Source organism: Paenibacillus sp. PK4536 (assembly GCF_028594455.2).
GTDB classification, from domain to species: domain Bacteria; phylum Bacillota; class Bacilli; order Paenibacillales; family Paenibacillaceae; genus Saccharibacillus; species Saccharibacillus nuruki.
Map to the genome: position 1 here is coordinate 864,231 of NZ_CP126313.1, position 20,808 is coordinate 885,038.

General features: G+C 42.1%; 13 protein-coding genes. 1 reads left to right on the forward strand and 12 read right to left on the reverse strand.

Annotated elements, in window-relative coordinates; translation table 11 throughout:
• Window positions 1-48: 48 nt before the first annotated feature.
• Window positions 49-2,445, reverse strand: coding sequence for a TPM domain-containing protein (locus tag PO903_RS04105; protein WP_273592674.1), 2,397 nt, complete (start codon window positions 2,443-2,445; stop codon window positions 49-51).
• A gap of 147 nt (window positions 2,446-2,592) precedes the next feature.
• Here PO903_RS04105 and PO903_RS04110 point away from each other — a divergent pair, with 147 nt between their 5' ends.
• On the forward strand, window positions 2,593-3,255 hold the full coding sequence (locus PO903_RS04110; protein WP_273592675.1) for an MOSC domain-containing protein: 663 nt from the start codon (window positions 2,593-2,595) through the stop codon (window positions 3,253-3,255).
• A 77-nt stretch (window positions 3,256-3,332) separates the two neighbouring features.
• Here PO903_RS04110 and lacZ read toward each other — a convergent pair whose 3' ends face one another.
• The 11 genes from lacZ to PO903_RS04165 all read right to left on the reverse strand — a co-directional run bounded on the left by lacZ (window position 3,333) and on the right by PO903_RS04165 (window position 20,625).
• Entirely contained in the window at window positions 3,333-6,656 is a 3,324-nt protein-coding gene (gene lacZ / locus PO903_RS04115; protein ID WP_273592676.1) for a beta-galactosidase, LacZ type, read from the reverse strand.
• Window positions 6,657-6,680: 24 nt separating this feature from the next.
• Window positions 6,681-8,444 carry a prenyltransferase/squalene oxidase repeat-containing protein gene (locus tag PO903_RS04120; RefSeq protein ID WP_273592677.1) on the reverse strand — a complete coding sequence of 588 codons (1,764 nt, stop codon included), beginning with the start codon at window positions 8,442-8,444 and terminating at the stop codon, window positions 6,681-6,683.
• 76 nt (window positions 8,445-8,520) lie between these two features.
• Window positions 8,521-9,474, reverse strand: coding sequence for a sugar phosphate isomerase/epimerase family protein (locus tag PO903_RS04125; RefSeq protein WP_273592678.1), 954 nt, complete (start codon window positions 9,472-9,474; stop codon window positions 8,521-8,523).
• A gap of 39 nt (window positions 9,475-9,513) precedes the next feature.
• Window positions 9,514-10,434 (reverse strand): carbohydrate ABC transporter permease, encoded by a 921-nt coding sequence (locus tag PO903_RS04130; RefSeq protein ID WP_273592679.1) that lies wholly within the window; start codon window positions 10,432-10,434, stop codon window positions 9,514-9,516.
• Entirely contained in the window at window positions 10,434-11,330 is an 897-nt protein-coding gene (locus PO903_RS04135) for an ABC transporter permease (protein ID WP_371748239.1), read from the reverse strand. The genes PO903_RS04130 and PO903_RS04135 overlap by 1 nt, the downstream gene beginning before the upstream one ends.
• A 424-nt stretch (window positions 11,331-11,754) precedes the next feature.
• The gene (locus PO903_RS04140) at window positions 11,755-13,368 is read right to left on the reverse strand and encodes an extracellular solute-binding protein (protein ID WP_069328004.1); all 1,614 of its coding nucleotides are present in this window, start codon (window positions 13,366-13,368) and stop codon (window positions 11,755-11,757) included.
• A 379-nt stretch (window positions 13,369-13,747) separates the two neighbouring features.
• Window positions 13,748-14,827: a Gfo/Idh/MocA family protein gene (locus tag PO903_RS04145; RefSeq protein WP_069328003.1), complete on the reverse strand. Its 1,080-nt coding sequence runs from the start codon at window positions 14,825-14,827 to the stop codon at window positions 13,748-13,750.
• Between the two features lie 37 nt (window positions 14,828-14,864).
• On the reverse strand, window positions 14,865-15,860 hold the full coding sequence (locus PO903_RS04150) for an AraC family transcriptional regulator (protein WP_069328002.1): 996 nt from the start codon (window positions 15,858-15,860) through the stop codon (window positions 14,865-14,867).
• Window positions 15,861-15,912: 52 nt separating this feature from the next.
• Complete coding sequence (locus PO903_RS04155) at window positions 15,913-16,884, reverse strand: Gfo/Idh/MocA family protein (protein WP_273592680.1); 972 nt, start codon at window positions 16,882-16,884, stop codon at window positions 15,913-15,915.
• A gap of 218 nt (window positions 16,885-17,102) precedes the next feature.
• Window positions 17,103-18,185, reverse strand: coding sequence for a Gfo/Idh/MocA family protein (locus PO903_RS04160; protein ID WP_273592681.1), 1,083 nt, complete (start codon window positions 18,183-18,185; stop codon window positions 17,103-17,105).
• Window positions 18,186-18,354: 169 nt separating this feature from the next.
• Window positions 18,355-20,625, reverse strand: coding sequence for a helix-turn-helix domain-containing protein (locus PO903_RS04165; RefSeq protein ID WP_273592682.1), 2,271 nt, complete (start codon window positions 20,623-20,625; stop codon window positions 18,355-18,357).
• Window positions 20,626-20,808 lie beyond the last annotated feature (183 nt).

Genomic DNA, 20,808 nt, shown 5'->3' on the forward strand with positions numbered 1-20,808 from the left:
GTTTGCAAATATGGCTTTCAGAAAATATACAATGAATCAACAGAATTTTCACCATTTGGAAGAACCGGATGAACGGCTACTTCCCCCACTCCAACTAGAACTACTCGAAGAGCGACTGCCTCCACCTGATGATGAACCTCCTGAACCGCCACCCGATGAACGCTGACGACGCTTGCGTTCTTGTTCCTGATCGTAGAGCGCTTTATATTCCAGTGCTATAAATTGCAGTATTCCTGCACCTTCTTGCGCTTTTTGCTGTGCTTGTACAAAGTATCCCTGATTCACCAATTGTTGCAATTCTTCGACCAGTCGATGCAAAACAGGCACATGAGTCGTGATCGCTGTCGTAAAGTAACGAGCAGACAAATTGCGATGTTCTTGCAATAATCCTTCGATCGCTTCGATCGCTTCCTGACGTTGTTGGGTCAACTCTTCTACACGCTGAACAAAAGCAACTGTCTCTCTTTCCGCTGTATCCATAACTTCTTTGACGTTAACCATATTGAGTAGTGTACCGCTTAGAATCTGCTCTGCTTGTTCAAGTGCTTGATAGCTATGTGCTTGCACTTGCTGTGTATCGTCAGGATTAACGCTAATCGCTGCCTGCTGTTCATTGGCACGGCGATAATCTTCGCGTAGCTTGTCTAAGCGCTGCTTCTCGCTCTGCTTCTGGTTATCTAATTGGTCTTTGTAACTCATGATCTCTGTTCGCAATTGTTGCATACGAGACAACGCATTTCTGACTTGCTCACTCCATGTATATGCTTGACGATACTGTTGTACTTCATCATGCAGAGCATCTACGATTTGTGGAGTAAATAGATTAACCTCACCTTGCATCTTCTGAATTTCCTGATAACGTGCGCCTTGTTCTCTGAGATGTACTCCTGCATATTCTGCTTGTAGACGGCTCACTTCTTGATTATACATTTCAGGCATATTGCGGAAATCAGCCATTTGTTGTTGCGCCATCGTTAATGTTTTCTTCGATTCATCACGGAAGTTAATGAGATCACTGACAACCTGACGAGCCGCCGCAATATCTTGTTCGATCATTTCCATACTTTGACGAATCAAGTCTATATTCCCACCTGCCAACAATTGAACTAATCGAATCTCTTCTGTGCGTGCATGTTCTAATATACGGAAAGGATCGTCTATTGTTAACTTGAGATGTTCTCGCTCAACGACTGGACGCAACTCCTGTTCTGTATTATTGATCTCTGCTGTATACCGTTGACTGCGTTGTACCCATTCCCCATACAGACGGATATCTTCTACAAGCACATCAAGCAATTGATTGGCACGTTCGGCTGGTTCTTTGGCTTTCATAAAATCAAATTCATCCAATTGATCGGCTTCTTGCAAAATATGCTCAATCGTAGTGATTCGATCTTTCATCGCTGTCAGTGGATAGTTGTATTGCTTTTCAAGCGTAGCCACTGTATTTTTCACTTGCTCCAGATTAGCTTTGGACGCTTCCACCATCCCACGTACCGTGCGTGATAACTCATCCATTTCTTGATGATGTTTTTGCACATTTGCCATATCGGTTGCCCACTGCGTCTGTTCTTGTTCAATGATGGTCAGATCGCTAGCAGATTTTTTGACAGCACCGATCGACAGGCGAATAGCATCTATTTTCTGCTGAGAATCGGCAATACGAGCATGTTCTTTCATTAATTGAGACTGTAACTGTTCAATCATTTCTTTGGTCTGTCCAGTCACAAAGCCCATTTCTAATTCTTTAAACAAATCAGACACAATCAAGCTGTTAAGTGATGTAGCGATCTGATCGTGATGTAGCTGCACTTGTTGACGGCGAACTTTGAGCTTGCTGACTTTGTTCAATCGAATCATCAACCAGATCACAAACCAGATGAGCGCAATCCCACCGATCAATAAGGCAATCGCTGAACCCCAGTTCAGACCGACCTGCGCTAACTTTTGCGAAATGACGGTCGTTAGTGGAACATGATTGATATATCGATTAACAGCTAGTACACCGCCTACAATATCGCCATCTTGTGCAGATGGAACAAATTTGTTATCGGTTACTCCTTGTACCGTGCGCTCGTTGCTATTGGCGATTTTGTTAGCGAGTACTGCATTTTGAAAGACCAGATGGACGTAATTCGGATTGGTTGTAATCACAAGCACAATATCATTTTTGCCCAAATTCGATCCATCATAAATCTGGTTCGCATACGCGAGTCCCTGCGCTTCATCCATCCCTGTTGCTGTATTCACATACATCTGGTATTCCTGTCCGCTCAGTTCAGTGTTGAGCTTGTCGATCTCACTACTGCTGAATAGACCTGCATCGTCCAGTACAAATCCTTTTTGCTGTGCACCATAAGCAATACCTGTCATACTCTGAGTGATCAGCCAGCAGATGAGCAACAGAGGGAGCCATTTTTGAAATGTTTTTGGATTGATTTTCATCTGCGATTTCCTTTCTTCCCTATACGGAGGGATACCTTAACGAAAAGGATGTTTTGTTGAAAGAGATGTTTTAATTGATTCGCTTATATTATGATAGAACCCATAACACGATCTGTAATCAAACCCATATCTGGAGGAACTCATCTTATGGTAAATTCTACTACGTCTATGTTACCAAAATTATGTTCGTTAAACACAGCATTACCTGTAAATGTGGAATGGAATAACAAATCGGTCTATACCGGATTTATCAAACGCCCTTCTACCGAATCATTACCCATTAGTTCGCAAGGCATCGAGGGAGATGGTCAAGGCGATCTCAAAAATCATGGTGGACCAGACAAAGCCGCTTGCGTCTACTCACAAGATCATTATAATTGGTGGACAGACGAAATGAAGCGCCCTTTCGAAGCAGGTGCTTTTGGCGAAAACTTTACCGTCACTGGATTGACTGAAGATATCGTATGTATCGGAGATGTGTACCGGATCGGAACTGCTATCGTACAGGTTAGTCAGCCCCGTCAGCCTTGCTTCAAATTAGCGGCTCATCTGGAACGTAAAGAAATGGTTATGCGTGTACGGGAGACTGGATATTCTGGATTTTATTTTCGCGTATTGGAAAATGGAGTCGTTCAAGCAGGCGATACATTTGAAATGCTTCGCCGTGAAGGAAGTGGAAGTACGATCGCGGAATGTAATCGGATTCTGTATGATGAACGTGGTGATACCCCGGCTCTGCGCCAATTATTAGCAGAACCTGCGATTGCCGAATCACTTCGCAAGCATTTGAGCAAGCGGTTAGTGGACTAACTCCCTTTTCACTTGATGATCCAAAAGATAAAGAACCGCAAACGAGTCATCACTCGCTTACGGTTCTTCGCTTTGTTTTATTTCACAATTCCTTGCATTACATAACTATACGTATACGAACGATTTGCATAGAGACGATATTGTGGATGCGGTTCAGAACCCCAGCTATCATCGCCGCCGACACCTGTTTGCTTATCATTGATACGCACAACTGTATGTCCGCTAACAGGTAACTGGTAATGATGTGGTGCAGCTTCCAGTTCTGCCGGTGTGTATGGAAGAACATTCAATTCGATCAAAGGTAGACCTGTAATCTGTAAGCCCACTCCATCGCTATTAGTAATCGTAGCAGAGCGTACATCTACTTTATTTCCACATTCCTGTGGTTTGAGATATGGAGCCATTTGCTCGGCTACGGTTCCTGTGTAGATACCGACTTTACCACTAGACTTTCGATCCCAATACGTCTCATGCGGACCTAATCCGTACCAAGACAATTGGTCAAAGGAAGCATCCATCATCAATAGCATACCGATCTCTGGAATCTCAGGTAAATCTTTGCCCGGATTCAATCGTTGTGTCACTTCGACCCGTCCATCTGCAAAAATATGATACTCGACAAAACATTGCGAATATCCTGCTGTCGGCAGTAGATACTCCACTTTGATAATAATGATATCTTGTGCTCGTGCAAGATCGACTTCAAAATGAACCAATTCTCGCTCATCTGAAGCACTACGCCATACTTCACTACGCTGATCCAGATGATTCCCGCGATCATTATCTGTTACAGCACGCCAGAAATGAGGAGCAGGTGCTTGAGCTAACAATTGTACTTTGTTGATCTGATAAGACAACATTTCGCCATTGGTCGAATCAAAAATAATCGAGAACCCTTCACCATTGATCATAATCATGCCTGCATGTTGTACAGCGACAAGGCTCGATTCGCTAATCGGCTCAGGTTCATGCAATTCGGCATCATGATGAGAACCGAACGACAATACGACAGGCAATGTAAATTGAGAAAAGGCAACTTCATGACCGGCTTGCGCCCACAATTGATCTGTGCGAAGCACGATAGAAAGTGTCAAAATATACTCGACTCCAGGTGCACGTGGAATCTGCTTCAACTCTGGTAATGTGACTGTAACGGTCTGCCCTGGGGCACAGATCACATTGCTCAGTACACCATGATCAGCAGGTTGACCATTTGCTGTTAATACCCATTTAAAATCAAACTCTTCTAATGAAGTAAACAAATACTGATTCGTTAGCTCGACTTCAATCACCGATTCACCCGCAGATAAATGCTTGGTCGTAATCACTGCATTCGATTCAAGCCCCTCATCGACAGGGTGATCACTACCTAATCTCCAGTTGAATTTCACCTGTTCATAACATTTTTTCACTTCATCCAGCTTCGCAGACACGGTACGATCGGCAAAGATCAGACCATCCCCACAGAAATTGCCATCATGCGGACTTTCACCAAAGTCGCCCCCGTACGCTAAATACGTGGTTCCATCTTCAGTCTGCGTCTGAATCGCTTGATCGATCCAATCCCAGATAAATCCACCTTGCAACACTTCATAGCGGTCGAACAATTGCCAGTATTCGGCTAAACCACCACAAGAGTTCCCCATCGCATGACTGTATTCACACAGGATAAATGGCTTCGTTGGATGATTTTGAGCATATTTCTCGATCTCGCGAATATGGGTATACATCTGACTTTCGATATCAGATGCCGCTTCAGACGGGCGATAATGGAATACGCCTTCATAATGCACGACCCGTGATGGATCCGCTTTACGTAGAAAATCCGCCATATGCAAGAAATTATCGCCACCGAACGATTCATTACCCAGCGACCAGATCACAATCGAAGGATGGTTTTTGTCCCGTTGGAACATCGAATTGGTACGGTCTAGCACATTATATGTCCAATCTGGATTGCTACCCGGAACGGTATTAAGCAATTCTTTTTGACCATAAGTCCATGCACCATGACTTTCTAGATTCACTTCATCAATCACATACAATCCATACTGATTACATAGTTCATACCAGAGTGGATGATTAGGATAATGAGACGTTCGTACTGCATTGATATTGTAAGATTTCATCAGTTGAATATCTGCGATCATATCTTCGCGTGTAATTGCGCGTCCAGTCACTGCATTGAATTCATGGCGATTGACCCCTTTGAATACCACTGTTTTCCCATTGATCTTCATCAGATTGCCTTCAATCGCAAAGGTACGGAAGCCCACCTGACAGCCGGTATGCTGAATAATATGACCTTGTGCATCTTTCAGCGTAAGTACCAGATGATACAGATGAGGTGCTTCTGCACTCCATTTCAAAGGATTGATCACCTCGGTAGACAACTGAATCTGTGTCCGATGAATATCCCCACCTTCTAATCCTTCAGTTGCATTAAAAGGAAACGAAACCGGGCTACTTAAAGGAAGATCCCAAAGAGGATTGCGGTCTGCATCGTATAATTGGGCATGTACGCTATAGGATTCTTTGGCTACATCGGTAAATCGTAGACTGTCTGTCGGATCAGGACGAGCTAGTGCCGAGCCGGAATGATGTAATGTAAGATCGACCGTTAATTGTGCGTCCTGAATCTGTGCATCCAGATCAGTATGTACAAAAAAGTCTTGAATATGGGTATCCGGTAATGCGTACAGATAGACATCTCTAAAAATACCGCTCAAGCGCCAGAAATCTTGATCTTCTAACCAGCTCGCATCACTCCAGCGATAGACTTCGACAGCTAATTTATTTTCGCCGGCTTGTAGATAAGGAGTCAGATCGAATTCTGCGGGTGTAAACGAATCTTCGCTATAACCAACTAGATCGCCATTCACCCAGATATAAAAAGCAGATTCTACACCTGCAAAATGAATATAGACTGAACCTTTATCCTGCCACTCTTGAGGCACAGAAAACGTGCGTACATACGAGCCTACAGGGTTGAATTTGGTTGGTGCTTCCGGTGGTTGGATATCTTCATGTCCATCCCATGGATAGCGCACATTGGTATAGTGAGGAGCATCATAACCATGCATTTGCCAGTGCGCAGGTACAGGGATCGTTTTCCATGTACTAGTGTCATACTCTTTTGTATAAAAATCAACAATACGCTGATCTGGATTTTCAGCCCATGCGAATTGCCATGTTCCATTTAAGGATTGGTAATATGGTGAATCTGCGATCTCTCCATTTAATGTCTGCTCTACCGAATCATACGGAATCACAGAAGCATGAGCATCTAGACGGTTCAGACGGAAAATGCCAGGATTGCGGTTCCATTCAGGAAACCCATTCGGTGGAGCGGTATACGTATACTTTTGATTACGCAAATCAATCACCTCTTTATTCGACATAGTTGTAGATGCAGATCGCTAAAATCATACATCCGTACCGGATAAGAGACGAATCCCTATTCTGTGTTCAAAAGGAGTCATTACATTCACAAGTAGCGTCTGACAATCTTGCGGATAATGCGCTTCTCGCACACTTAGAGCCGTATGTTCCAGACAACCACCTGTTAATTCTATTCGGTCATTTCCTTGCTGTACAACGACTGTTCCTACTGACCATAATTGGGAAAAAGGGTGTATCTGCTCTAAGTGTCCATCGACTGCTGTAATGATCGCTTGCTGGTCAAAAACAAATGATAGCTGTGTCATTACATCGGCAGGCTCATTAGAGATGATATGTAGATCATATCCATTTTCCAATTCGGTCATACGCACTTCCAGTTGATAAGTCTGCGTATGGGTAGCAATACGGTGTTGATGAGGAAGCAAATACCATGGACTCACTGTTGCTTGTGCAGAAGCAGGTAATTCATGCTCGGGTACACAACTATTGTAACCCTTTTCATACGTCGCTGTCATGGTGAACCCATCAGTCGTTTCGGTTAACGTCTGCATCGGTACAAAGCCCGGCCCAAAATAAGAAGCAATCTGTACACCTAATAGTCGTACGTGTCCATGTCTAATCGCTAGGAATGAAGACGTTTCTGCCATCAGCGTTACGCTTGTCTTTTCTTCACGAATACGCATGACAGGCGCGCCAAAATCCAAATGAGGTCGACTGTATTGAATCTGCGAATAGCCTACTTCTGCAATCTGCTGGATATACGAGTGACGATCAAATGACCCATTAATCATTTGGCGATAATGGGTGGGCAAAGCGGTAGCGATGACTGTCTCCCCTTCATGTGGATACAACAACATGCCGACTAGCGGATTGTTAGCACTACTCGGTGGACGCACAGTGGTCGTACATAATGCTTGTTCAGCTAATTCTGTCATCGTTGCAAATTGAGCATTGTGGTCGATGGGAGTCATCAGATAATAAGCAAGCAGATAATTGTCTAATGTAAAGGTCTGCCCGAAATCTTGCCGACCTGAATAATCGGTGACAATCTCGCCAGAAGGATGAATCAAATAGATCATCATATTCAGATTAGCACGCACAGGTTGTAGATATTCAGGCTTGGATAATATACGTGCGGTATGGATTAACATCACATCACTAACTGCATTGTAGATACCGTTACTACGCTCAGTCCATTCTCCATCTGGAGTCGCATCGATCCCTTCTGCCAACCATTGTTCTGCCCGTGTGAGTAATCGAGAATCACCGAATAATTGATATAGATAACTAAGTGCCGCCGACAAGACCCAGCGATGATTAGGTGTATGGCAACCTCCTGTTAACATCACCGGAATCGTTTGCTTGAGAAATAACAATATCCGACTAGCGACAGGAGCATTTTTACTCCAATCATCTTGTTCTAATAGTAGATACAACTGCGAATAACCGACCACGACAAACGCTGTATCTGGAGGTGAATGAAAATTAGTCCACCCCGGAGAGATGGACCCATCTTCATGTTGAAAAGAAAGCATATACTGGGCTGCATATTCTAGCCGTTCGAGCACCTCTTCATGATGGTAATAAGCCGAATCAGGATTTACTAATGCGGCTCCCCATACCGACATCCAGACAGGTGTTCCTGCATGATGGTTAGGCCAAGCGATCCCATTTTCACGATCAACCACGCCTCCAAAAGATCGATGATTCCGATCGAGAATCTGTCCTGCCAGACCTTCTTCTACCCATTGATCATTGATGCTTACCAGTTGCCTGCTGACAGCCATAGCAATGCCCTCCTTGCTTTTCTACTTGATATCGATTTGTCTGTGTATGATCTATTTCGTATTGCGGTATCCTGTTTTATTTATGATGACGCTCTTGAATTTTGGAGATTAAGAGCTGATGACTGGCTTCAATCTCTTCAGGCTGACAAGCGGCTTTTAGTTCATATACTTTGACAGGCGCTGCATCGATAATATCGAGAAAGCGATCGAAAAAAGTCATGTCTTTACCATGGATATAAGGACACCAATGATCGGATAAGCCTAACGTTTCATGAATATGCACACCGATAATATCGTCTTTCATAGCGTTAGCTTCTTCGGCATTCTGATACAAGCCCATTCGATCCATCATCATTCCGTGACCGATATCGTACCAGAGATAGACAGGTGCACCTTTCATCCGTTCACGTACTTTTTTCGCTTCAGCTAAGGTAGGCATCTGGTAACAACGTGAACGTGTTTCAATACCAAAAGCCACATTGTATCCTTTGGATAATACACGGTCACATACCTCTTCCAGACTGTGCTGAATACGCTCTAAATAATGCTCGGATAGACTTTCCCGACGCTCGATCATTTCAGACCATAGCTGTTGATAAGCAGGTGAGTCTTTGCCTTGTTCGTGATAAATGCCTTTTAACGTCTCATCTATATTGTTTGCAAAAGGAATCTCTCCGGGATGAACGACCACAGCTTTGGCTCCATAACGATGAGCATACTCAGCTGAACCCACCAGTAGATCTATCGCCTTTTGCCGTTTTACTTCATCATCAAAGCCTAGCAATACCGAATCAGTGCCATAATCAGGATCAGGTGTATGAGGAAATGTATTATGCACACTAGATATACCGATCATGCCACGTTCAATCATCGGTTCAATCGTTTTTAGCATCTCAGTAGTCACATTATAGTTGAGTTCCACTTGCTGAAATCCAAGCTCTTGAATCTCTGCGATCATCTCTGCTCCACTAGAATGACGCTTAATATTCCAGCATGTTGAAAATGAATATTCTCCTTTGGATGTAAGCATATAGACTCCTTTCATGATCCTTCTAGATGTGCAATAGCTTTAACCTTTGACTGCCCCTAACATCACTCCACTGACAAAGTAACGTTGCAACCACGGATACACGATCAGAATCGGAAGTGTGGCAAAAATAACACTGGCGGCTTTGAGACTTTCAGGCATCATTTGTGCTGAACCAACCACTTCATTACGCATCAATTCGCTTGCCATATTATTTTGGATCAATTGATATAATTTGAGCTGTAACGGATATAATTCCGGGCTGTTAATATACATGAGCGTATCCATAAATCCATTCCAGCGTCCGACTGCATAGAAAAGGCTTAACGTTGCGATCACTGGCAAAGACAACGGTAAAATGATCCGCCATAATGTATAAAAGTGACTGCTTCCATCTATTTCAGCCGCTTCTTCTAGACTTTCGGGAATATTGCGGAAAAAGGAAATCATAATAATCAGATAAAAGGGGCTAATCAATCCGGGTAAAATCAATGCCCACATCGTATCTAGTAAATGTAGATTACGCACCAGAATATACTCTGGAATAATACCACCACTAAAAAACATCGTAATAATAATCAATACCATAAAGAATCCGCGTCCTTTAAGATTAGACTTGGATAATGGATACCCTGCGGCAATCGTCATTGCCATACATAAAATAGTAAAAATGACTGTCAGCATAACGGTGAATCCAAGTGACCGAATCATCGACATATCGCTAAATACTTTGACATAGGCTTCTACCGTCCATTCGACTGGAAAAAGAGAAACTTCACCCGACATGATCGGACGTGCTGAACTTAGTGAGATCGCCAGAATATGAATAAAAGGAATCAGACAGACGAGCACAACGATACTTAGTAACGTGACATTGACGATATCAAAAATCCGATCGCCTTTACTGCTAGCTGGCTTGGCTTTGACGGCTGTTGTTTTGCTAATATCCGCTAATTTATCCATTAAAGTATCCCCTCTCCTGTCGATTTCTTAGACGCATAGTTCGCACCAAGTACAAATATCAAGCCCACGACTGCCTGAAAAAGACCAACGACTGTTGCTAATGTGTATTGCCCTGATTCTAGACCGATCCGATATACAAAGGTACTCAGTACATCCGAGTAATCTTGTACCGCTACATTACCAATCACAAATGGACGTTCAAATCCGATCGTGACCATATTACCGAGATTGATAATCAGCAGTGTAATAATCGTTGTTTTCAGACCAGGCAATGTAATATGCCAGATACGCTTCAGTCGTCCTGCTCCATCCATATCTGCGGCTTCATATAGTTCTTTGTTGATACCTGTTAATGCAGCTAGATAGAGAATCGTTCCCCAACCTGCACTTTGCCATACACCGGTCAGCAGATATGTCACCAACCAATAATTTGGATCAGTTAGAAAAGGAATCGGCTGAAATCCAAGAGCCATCCACATATTATTAACGAATCCTGATTGCGTACCGAATACTTGATACACAATGCCTCCAATAATGACCCATGAGATAAAATGCGGAATATACAGAATAGTCTGTGATAACTTTTTGAACCAGACGGCTTTGACTTCATACAGCATGATCGCTAGTAGTAAAGGCGCTGGAAAAGAAACCAACAGATCTAGAAAATTCAGCATTAATGTGTTGCGTAATGTTTTGTAGAAATCCTGATTTTGAAAAACTTCACGAAATGCATCCCAACCGATCCATTCACTATCATTGATCCCTTGAAAAAAGTTAAAGTCTTTAAAAGCAATCTGAATACCGTACATCGGCCCGTATTTGAAAGTCAGAAAGTAAGCAATCGGTAAAATGAGCAGGAAATACAACTGCCAGTATCTGCGAAGATAAGTAGACATTCTCACGTTGGTACTCCCCTTTCATTAAAATGGTGTGGAAAAAACCTCACTCTGGTTTGAGTGGTAATGTGCTCTTGGTGGGAAAGCGCTTCGTGAACGGATTCTTTCTTGGCGTCGCTGGTAAGATCGGATATCTTGATTTGACCGCTGGGCGGTCGATATCCGAGTCTCAAAGGCGACTTTTAGAAAGAATCTGTTCACTACGCTTAGTGGTAGGAGCACATTTTTCTTTAAAGATGGCGTTGCGGTTTTTGCACATTGGGTGCGGTATAGCAGGTTTCGGCTTTTGATTAGGGAGTTGCTTTAAATGGTTGTATGGCTGATTTGATGTATAGATTCGATTGGTTAAATGATTAGTTTTGAGGTAGTGAATTGGGTTGATTTAATGTAGAGAAATTTTAAAAACCTTGGTTATCTAATCTTTTTACTTCGCGCCTTGTTCTTGGAATACTTTGGTGCGTTCGTCTAGGATGGCTTGACCGCCGCTACTCATATAGTCTTTGAGTAGTGAATCGTAGACGGTATCGAATTGGGCGGTTGGAGCCATTGTTGCTTTAACGATTAGTTGATTGTATTTGTCTTGTAGCCCGCTACCATATTTAGCTTCGGCTTTGATAGGAACGCTGAAGTTAACGGGTGGGATGGTATCTGTATTGGAAATTTCCACAGATTTGCGCATCGCGGCTTGATATTCTTCCGGTGTCTGCATGATATAAGCATCGTTGTTTTGCTCTTCTGTACCTACGATTTTACCGTTAGCGATAATTGCCATATCTCCGTAGTTGTACAAGCGATTGGTTGCTTCTTCTGTCGCATCTTCTTTGGCAACAGGCACGCCGTCTTTGAGTGTATAATTCTCGCCTTCTACACCATTTTGCATATCAAATAAATTTTTGTCTGAAGCCATCCAGTCTAGATATTTGATCGCTTCCACCGCTCTAGGGCTAGATTTGGGAATCATAATATACAGACCGTTCGAAGCATATTCGGGTTTGGCATGTTTGCCTTCATTATTAGTAAAGACATCAGTAGGTGTTAATTCTGCACCTTTTACATTGGTTTTTAGATTTTTGTAGGTTCCGTTATAGGTGAAATACAATTCACCAGCATCTTCGGTATAAAAGCCGACTTTACCGTTTTGGACATCTTGCCATAATTGTTTTTTGTCTTCATCTAAGCCAAAGTCTGTACTGATCAGTTTTTCGTTATATAGTTTGTTCATAAATTGCAGACCTTCTTTGAAGCCCGGCAATAATGTAGGATAATCGCTGGAACCTAGCTTTTGTGTTAATGTATATTTTTGTTCATCTGTTAATGGTTGTTGGACAAAAGACCATAACAATGGATCATATTGAGCAGGTGCAATCGTCATACCGAATGGAATTAGACCGCTACCGACTTTGCCCGGATCTTTTTCTTTAAAAGCTTTGAGTGTCGTATACAGCTCATCGGTTGTTTGTGGCATCGGTAATTTCAGTTCATCTAACCAATCTTGACGGATATAAGAAGCATATTTCCCAAGAACAGACCGCTTGCCTGGAATCGCAAATTGTTTACCTTCTATTTGCCCGTAAGCCAGTGTGTCATCACCTAAGAATTTTTTGAGATTAGGGCCGTATTGATTGAGCAAATCTGTTAAATCCGTCAATCCACCTTGTTCTGCATAACGATTGAATGTTCCTTGATCATAAGTAAATACGATATCAGGTACATCGCCTCCACTTGCCATCAAGACGTTCAACTTCTGCAATTCATCGGAACGAGGAACCGGTACATACTGCACATCAATTTTATTCGGTTTGCCAAAACGTTCATCAACTAACTTGGTCATATAGTTATCACTAATGGTATAACCGGATGGAGAATTACCACGATCGAAGACTTCTACTTTTAAAATAGAACTTCCATCTGCACTTGTGGCACCGCTGCTACTTTCATTGGAAGAACATCCCGCCAAAATGGTAATGCCTGCTAATACAATTGCCAACATTGAGCTTGTGACACCTTTAACCATTTTTTGATTTGGACCTTTTTTCATCTTCTCAACCCCTTTGTCAGCTTATCTCCCTTAGAACGTTTATCTTTGTACGAAAAAGTTAGCATAATTGTCATATGCTCCTTTTGGGATGTTCTCAGTATGGCATTTACAGCGATATTCAGACAATCAACTATTTTCCGAGCATAAACTTTATCAATGAAAACGGTATCATTTTAATAATCAACTATATTCCGATGATGAACTATTTTCCGCATTGAGGTATATGTGAGTTAACGTAACGTTATTCTTCCTATCTAATTTAAAAAAAGGCATAAAAAAGAACCTTTCGCACTCGATTTTGATCGAATAATCGAAAGGTTCTTTGTTGAATGATTAGCTTATATCATTGAACTTAGTTCGTGCTTATAACATCAAGCGCTTAAGGTAATACAATATCAACTTCTTTGCCCAGTTCAGAAGAACGGAAAATCCCATCAATAATCGCTTGATTCAAAATAATCTGTTCTCCCGAAATAGGAGCAGGTAATCCATTCGCTACAGCATGGACGAAATCTTTTACTTTTTCATCAAATAAATTCAGATCAGAACGTACACATGGAATTGGAGTATGGGTTAAGCGACCACCGATATCATGATACTTGGTAATCGTACCGACACCACCATCCCATACGCCTGACCATGGGCCTTCGCCATAAGGAGTGATTTTCATACCGGCATCTGTTCCGAGGAAACGTGTCGCTCCCAGCGTATCCATATGCATCGCCCAAGCTGTTTTGAATTGAAGGGTAATACCGCCTTCTAAACGGATCAATGCAGCACCAAAATCTTCTACATTAAAGTTGTCTGCTTCAGGATGGTACTTGGGATTGGTTCCGAAGTGGTTGGATACTGTGGCAGATACCGTTAACGGCTTCGGATGACCCAGTGTATGAAGAGCTAGATCCAGTGAATAACAACCGATATCAGCGAGTGCACCTGCACCTGCTAATTCTTTGCGGATAAATGTACCCTGCGGCATTCCTCTACGCCGACCACCACCGACTTCAACATAATAGATTTTACCTAGATTGCCATCTTGAATATAATTGCGAATAAATTGCATATTCGGATCATAACGTGGTTGGAAGCCGATCGATAACATTTTTCCAGATTTTTTGGACATCTCTACCATTTCAACAGATTCTTGCAACGTCACAGACATCGGCTTTTCCAGCAATACATTTTTACCTGCGGCAAGAGCATCCATTGTTGTCTGATAATGCGATACATTAGGCGTACAAATACTGACTCCATCTAATTCTTGCTCTAGCAATACCAGATGATCCTCGTAAGCGTGTGCTTGGTTCAAATGATGAGTCGCTATAAATTGACTGGCTCGATCAGGCACAATATCTGCCACACCTACAATCTCTACATTTTCCATCTGACGATACGCATTGACATGCATACGTGCAATACCGCCACTGCCGATAATACCTATACGAATTTTAGAGGTCATTTGCTATTCAGCTCCTGATCAAGTATTTATCACGCCATTATTCGTTGATGATCTGTTGAGATTGTTCTTTGAAAGAACGAGGAGTCATACCATACCTTTTTTTGAAGACCAGATATAGATAATTTACATTTTCAAAACCATTATCTAAAGCGATATGCTCTACCGTTTTGTTCCCTATACGAAGTTCTGTACAAATATGCGTCAAACGAACTTCTTCCAGATAAGCGGTAAATGTAGCCGATGTATATTTTTGAAAAACACGCTGTAACTGACGTTTGCTAATGCCTACTGTGGTCGCCACTTCTTCTAGCGCAATTGGAAACATATAGTTATCCCGTATAAACTGACATGCCATTTGAAAATGCACTTCAGACGCTTCCCGATGCGGTAACGTTAACCATGGCTGCTTTTCCTGATTGGATGCATGAGTCGTCAATAACATAATCTGAATAATACACTGCCGAATCGTCTCATACACCCCGGATTCATGATTCACAATCGCATCATAAGCACGATAAAAATAGGACATCGTCTGTCTGCGATCCATCATCGGACGTGCAGGCAAATCATACAATTGACGTACACATTGTTCTGCTTCAGAGACTTCTTGTTCTTTGCCCCAATCCGCAGGTTCTACAGAAGCTATACTCTTATCATTGTCCATCCGCTCTATGAACGAATCAGTTGTTAACGGAACGATCTCTAGATGCAGACATAATTCTTCCAAAGGGTCATATTGATCCATTTCCTGCGCATGTAACACATCAGGTCCTGTCAGATAAAACATTCCTTCTTGTAAAAAATAAGTCTGATCGTCCAATACCACACTGCCTTTACCAGAAGCGACAAAATGAAATTCAAATTCCGAATGCTTATGAAATCCTATTTTGGCTCCAGGTGCAAACGAATTTAGATGAAAACGTAATACCCGAAAACCATAATTGCCCCAGCGGAACTTCAAGTCTAGCTTTTCTAGCAAAAATGGCTTTTCACGCATCGGTTGTAACGGGACGAATCGTTCATTTTTGATCATGATCTTCGTCCTTTCTTCTATGAGAGATAAGAGATTGATCTATATCTTACAATTATAATCGAACCGGACGATCTTCTGCCGCAGATTGGTTAGAAGCTTGTACTAGACGAGTTAAGTCTACTGCGAGTCCGATATTTTCTGTAGCTTCCGTATCCTGCTGAATATGAGCAACCCACTGCTGATACGCAGTCTCACGATCTGCGGGTATAGTCACTTCTTGCCATGCCTTATCGTCCCCTGCACGTAACCACAATTTCTCATCATGAGTACTGTACAATACACTGCCAAGTGTACCGTGAACTTCAATAACAAATGGTGAAAAGCGATTAACAAATCCAGCTTCTACAATCCCTACACCGCCATGGCTATAACGGAATGTGGTGACTGCATTATCTTCAACTTCTTTCCCTGTCACATAACCATAATTAGCAGACACACTTTCAGGCATTCCCATAAATAAGCGAGCAAGATAAACGGGATGACAGCCTAGATCGATCAATGCTCCACCACCACATTCTTGTTTGCCAAAAAAGTGATCCGGTAACCAGCCTTGTGTCGCTCCATCATGAGAAAGACGGGTACGTACCAGTGTTAAGTCGCCCAGTACGTTATCTGCTAGTAATTGCTGAATCGCTAGCGTATAACCTGCATTCAAGCGTGGTAAAGATACTGTTAATTTCACATTATTTTTTTTGACTGCTTCTACAATTTGATCTACTTCATCATTGGTGGAAGCGATTACTTTTTCGGTGAAAATATGTTTGCCCGCTTCTGCTGCATGGATCATCACATCACGATGCATAACAGTAGGAGTGGTGATCACGACACCATCAATATCAGGATTCGCAAATAGTTCATGCAGATCTTCGTAGAAAGAAACACCGAGTTCTGCGGCTTTTTTCTGACCTCGCTCTGGAACCTCATCCCATACTGCTACTACTTCTGTATCTGGATGATTTAACGTATCGTTAGTGTAGTCCTGTGCGTGTACATGCCAATAACTTAATATTGCTACTTTGATCATGATCTTCACTCCCACTGTATAATGATTGTACTTTAAAATAGTGACACTCTACCGACAAAATATCATATTTTAGATAACATTTGAAATGAATTAAGATGACAACCACACTATAAAAAAGCGACATGTAGAGAATACTCTAAAAAAAGGCAAAATAAAAAGTGATTCTTAGAATCGAATCACTTTTTGTTCATATAGACTCATCACCAGAGGATATCCAATTAGAAATAAACCGTTTGCCCTGTCTCAGCAGACGTATAAATCGCTTCTAGAATCTCGGATACGACTAACGCTTGCTCTGGTGTGACTACAGGTTCCGTATCATTGATAATGGCTTCCATCCAGAGACGCATCTCCATAAATTCAGGCTTCTCATCATGATCTGAACTGTAAAAAGCAACGCCACTGCCACCCAATTGAACTTCTTTCACATACAAATTGCCCAAATCTTCACCATTGATATGCAGCCCATCATTCATGTCTGCACCTGCTTTGGTTCCGCAAAGTGTACATTTCGCTTCATCAGGTTGACGCACATTCAGCGCCCAACTCGCATCGATCGAGATGGTAGCACCATTTTTCATCGTAATAAATCCAAATGCGGAATCTTCTACTTTGAATTTCTCAGGGTCCCACGGTCCCCATGCATTTGCAGCGTTCGGGGTCTGAGATAACTTATGATAGACCGATCCAGTAACCGAATGGACTTCATAGTTGTTCAGCATCCAGAGGGTTAGATCAAGCGCATGAGTTCCAATATCAATCAATGGGCCTCCGCCTTGCTTATCTCCATCTAAGAACACACCCCATGTCGGTACAGCACGGCGACGCACAGCATGTGCTTTGGCATGATAGACTTCACCTAGATCACCACGCTCGCATAATTGCTTGAGCATTAAGCTATCCGGACGGTAACGGTTATTGTAACCTACTGTCAATTTTTTGCCTGTAGCTTTAGCTGTTTCTAACATTGTGCGTGCATCTGCTGCTTTTTTCGCCATCGGCTTTTCACTCATGACATGCTTGCCTGCTTCCATCGCAGCGATCGCAATTTCAGCGTGAGCATCATTCGGTGTACAGACATGAATGACTTGAATATCTTCACGTTTCAACACTTCATGATAATCTTCATAGACTTGTGCATTCGCTGTACCGTATTGCTCAGCAAGTGCTTGTGCTTTTTCAGGAATAATATCGCAAAATGCAACCACATTGACATAATCCAGATTCGCTAGTGATGGCAAGTGCTTCCCTTGTGCGATTCCACCACATCCGATAATACCTACATTAATGATCTGCTCCATGTGCTTAGCCCTCCGTATACGCGAGTCGTTTAGTATAACTTGAAGTCATTTTAACATGTCAGTATTCAAAGCATACAACAAGATTGCGACAGGCTACCTTCAAAAAAGCGACATCTTTTATCGTATTATTCAATGATACTTGAGCATACACTTCTAGTTAAAAGCGACATCATTTCGATTCATATGAAGCAGGCTTCATTTTGAGCTTACGATAGTCACCAGGGGTCACGCCGATAATCCGCTTGAATACCCGTCCAAATGTAATCGAGTTCGCATAGCCTAATTGAATTGCGATATTCTGAATCGTATCTTCGGTTGAATACAGTAATTCTTCTGCTCGTTGAAGTCGAAGCTGTACTAGAAAATCAATAAATTTGATATCGAGTTCTGCTTTGAACAAATGACTGACATGCTTGGGAGTGACATTAAAGCGTTCACTCAGATGATTCAACGATAAGTCTGGATTGGCAAAATGATCTTCGATATACAATTTCATCTCACCGATGAGCGCATGATAATTGGTCGATTCACCTGCTTCAACATAATGAGTATAGACCTGATCCAGATAGGGGAGTAAAGCTTGATGCACATCTTCCACCGTTTCTGCTTCTGCTATAGCTTCCATCGCTCTATTCGCCGCATCTCCGGTTAACAACGTATCCAGTGGTTCAGACATCCCTTCCAGTTCACGACTTAACATTTGTAAAAGCGATAATACTAGTGAGCGAATACTTTCATCACGTAAAGGTTCATTTTCAGCACGATCTAACATCTGCTTCAAATGATCCCGCCATACTTCTTGAGTCAGACGAAATTCTTTGACCAGATCAGCGATATTCTGCAAGTAGCGATAACTTTCCTGTTCACGACCTTGAGGCAGATCACTATACATCACAATCCCATCGCGACCCAGCGTCATACTGTATCCTAACGACTGTAGCGCAGATTCATACGATTGTTGTACTTGAGGTAGATCATGAACCGTGATTCCTGTCCCCATCGTAATCGTCAGATGCAGATTATGTTCTACCCACTCCCGGCTGTTCGCAGCTAAGTCAAACAAGCGACGATTCCATTGCCGTTCTTCTTGCTGTATCCCGTAAATAATAATTCCGGCACGACGTACACTGATCCATTCTGACCAACCTTGCAATCCTTCTTGCTGTACCAGTTCTTGAAAAACATTCGTTAACGCCAATTTAAGCGTATTATGTTCTTGCACATTTCCTTTTTCCCGAAAAGCATCATAGTCTTTGATCTCGACAACGATCACAGCATAATACGGCAATTCTGTAGAAACTTCAGTAGGAGAAGAACGAACGTAATCGTTGAAAATATGTACATTTTGCAGTTCTTGGTGCATATTTTCAGGATGTTCCCCTTCGATCCAATTCATAAATAAACGACGACGACGAATCAGTAGATTCTCATGATATTGTTGTTCATAATCGATCGTCTGCTCAATCAGGCTTTCGAGGGCATGATCAATTAACGATAATTCATCTTTACGTGCCGATTCGCCACCTAATTGCAGGGACTCAATACGTTCCATCATGACCTGAATTGGTTTATAATTTTTGCGTGTAATATAGATAATATAGACAATCGACACCCCAACTACAAATATACCGATCAATATCCAGATATAGGAGATAACCGATACCCACGCAAAAAGTTGCCCTGCACGAATCCCACTTTCAAATGTCCATCCCAATCGATCGGAATGAAGAGTAGTTAGCGTTTTACCATGTTCTGCATCGTCTGTAGTGGTAGCAGGATAGATCGGTAATCCTGAAGCATCTTGAACTTCCAGAAAAGATACCTGCGGATTGAACATAGAAGCGATCATTTGCTTCATCGCATAGACACTAATATTAATAACAACCAATCCCTGATCTCCGAAAGGTAATGGCAAGCGTTTGTACATCGTAATCACTTCACGCTTGGGGTCATTACTCATTTCAGCAAATGAGCGTACACTCGACCAACCCCGTTGTTCTGGCGCTTGCAAAGCCGCTTGAACAAAATCACGATCGGCAAAAGCGTTCAAATCTTTTATCCCATGTAGCGTCAATACTTGCTGATCGGTATCCCGATACATATAGATCGAAGCAATCAGTTCATTATTATTTTCTAACAGCCGTAGCCGATCAATCGTCTGATAAGTTACCGCTGTATTGTCAACGTTATTCCCATTTAGAAATAAAGGATAGACACTTGCAGTCTCCAGATCGCTTAATATATCCAGCTCTACTTCACTGACCGATCGCTCTAACGTATCCATCATATATCCTGTAGAAATACGATCAGCTTTGGCGGTTTCTTGACGTGAAATCTCATTAATCACTAGAAAAGATAAAAAGATCAATATCGATACAGTTAATAAAAAAATAGGAAAATACGATAGCAACAGACGGCGATACCAGTTTTGAGATAGCAAATGGTCCTCCCCCTTGAATGCTCCCGACACAGACTATCTTGTTTTACGTATAAATCTACACATAAGAATAGATGTTAGCCAAATGTCCGATACATTAACTTCATTATAGAAAGTATATTTACTATTAGTTTACGCTTTTCGCTGTTATTTGTTGAGGATTATTTTAAAAATAAAATAATTGTC

What these genes read in the sequence shown, in the direction of transcription:
- PO903_RS04105 (WP_273592674.1), bottom strand. Translation starts at nt 2,445, where the DNA reads ATGAAAATCAATCCAAAAACATTTCAAAAATGGCTCCCTCTGTTGCTC.
- PO903_RS04110 (WP_273592675.1), top strand. Translation starts at nt 2,593, where the DNA reads ATGGTAAATTCTACTACGTCTATGTTACCAAAATTATGTTCGTTAAAC.
- lacZ (WP_273592676.1), bottom strand. Translation starts at nt 6,656, where the DNA reads ATGTCGAATAAAGAGGTGATTGATTTGCGTAATCAAAAGTATACGTAT.
- PO903_RS04120 (WP_273592677.1), bottom strand. Translation starts at nt 8,444, where the DNA reads ATGGCTGTCAGCAGGCAACTGGTAAGCATCAATGATCAATGGGTAGAA.
- PO903_RS04125 (WP_273592678.1), bottom strand. Translation starts at nt 9,474, where the DNA reads ATGCTTACATCCAAAGGAGAATATTCATTTTCAACATGCTGGAATATT.
- PO903_RS04130 (WP_273592679.1), bottom strand. Translation starts at nt 10,434, where the DNA reads ATGGATAAATTAGCGGATATTAGCAAAACAACAGCCGTCAAAGCCAAG.
- PO903_RS04135 (WP_371748239.1), bottom strand. Translation starts at nt 11,330, where the DNA reads ATGTCTACTTATCTTCGCAGATACTGGCAGTTGTATTTCCTGCTCATT.
- PO903_RS04140 (WP_069328004.1), bottom strand. Translation starts at nt 13,368, where the DNA reads ATGAAAAAAGGTCCAAATCAAAAAATGGTTAAAGGTGTCACAAGCTCA.
- PO903_RS04145 (WP_069328003.1), bottom strand. Translation starts at nt 14,827, where the DNA reads ATGACCTCTAAAATTCGTATAGGTATTATCGGCAGTGGCGGTATTGCA.
- PO903_RS04150 (WP_069328002.1), bottom strand. Translation starts at nt 15,860, where the DNA reads ATGATCAAAAATGAACGATTCGTCCCGTTACAACCGATGCGTGAAAAG.
- PO903_RS04155 (WP_273592680.1), bottom strand. Translation starts at nt 16,884, where the DNA reads ATGATCAAAGTAGCAATATTAAGTTATTGGCATGTACACGCACAGGAC.
- PO903_RS04160 (WP_273592681.1), bottom strand. Translation starts at nt 18,185, where the DNA reads ATGGAGCAGATCATTAATGTAGGTATTATCGGATGTGGTGGAATCGCA.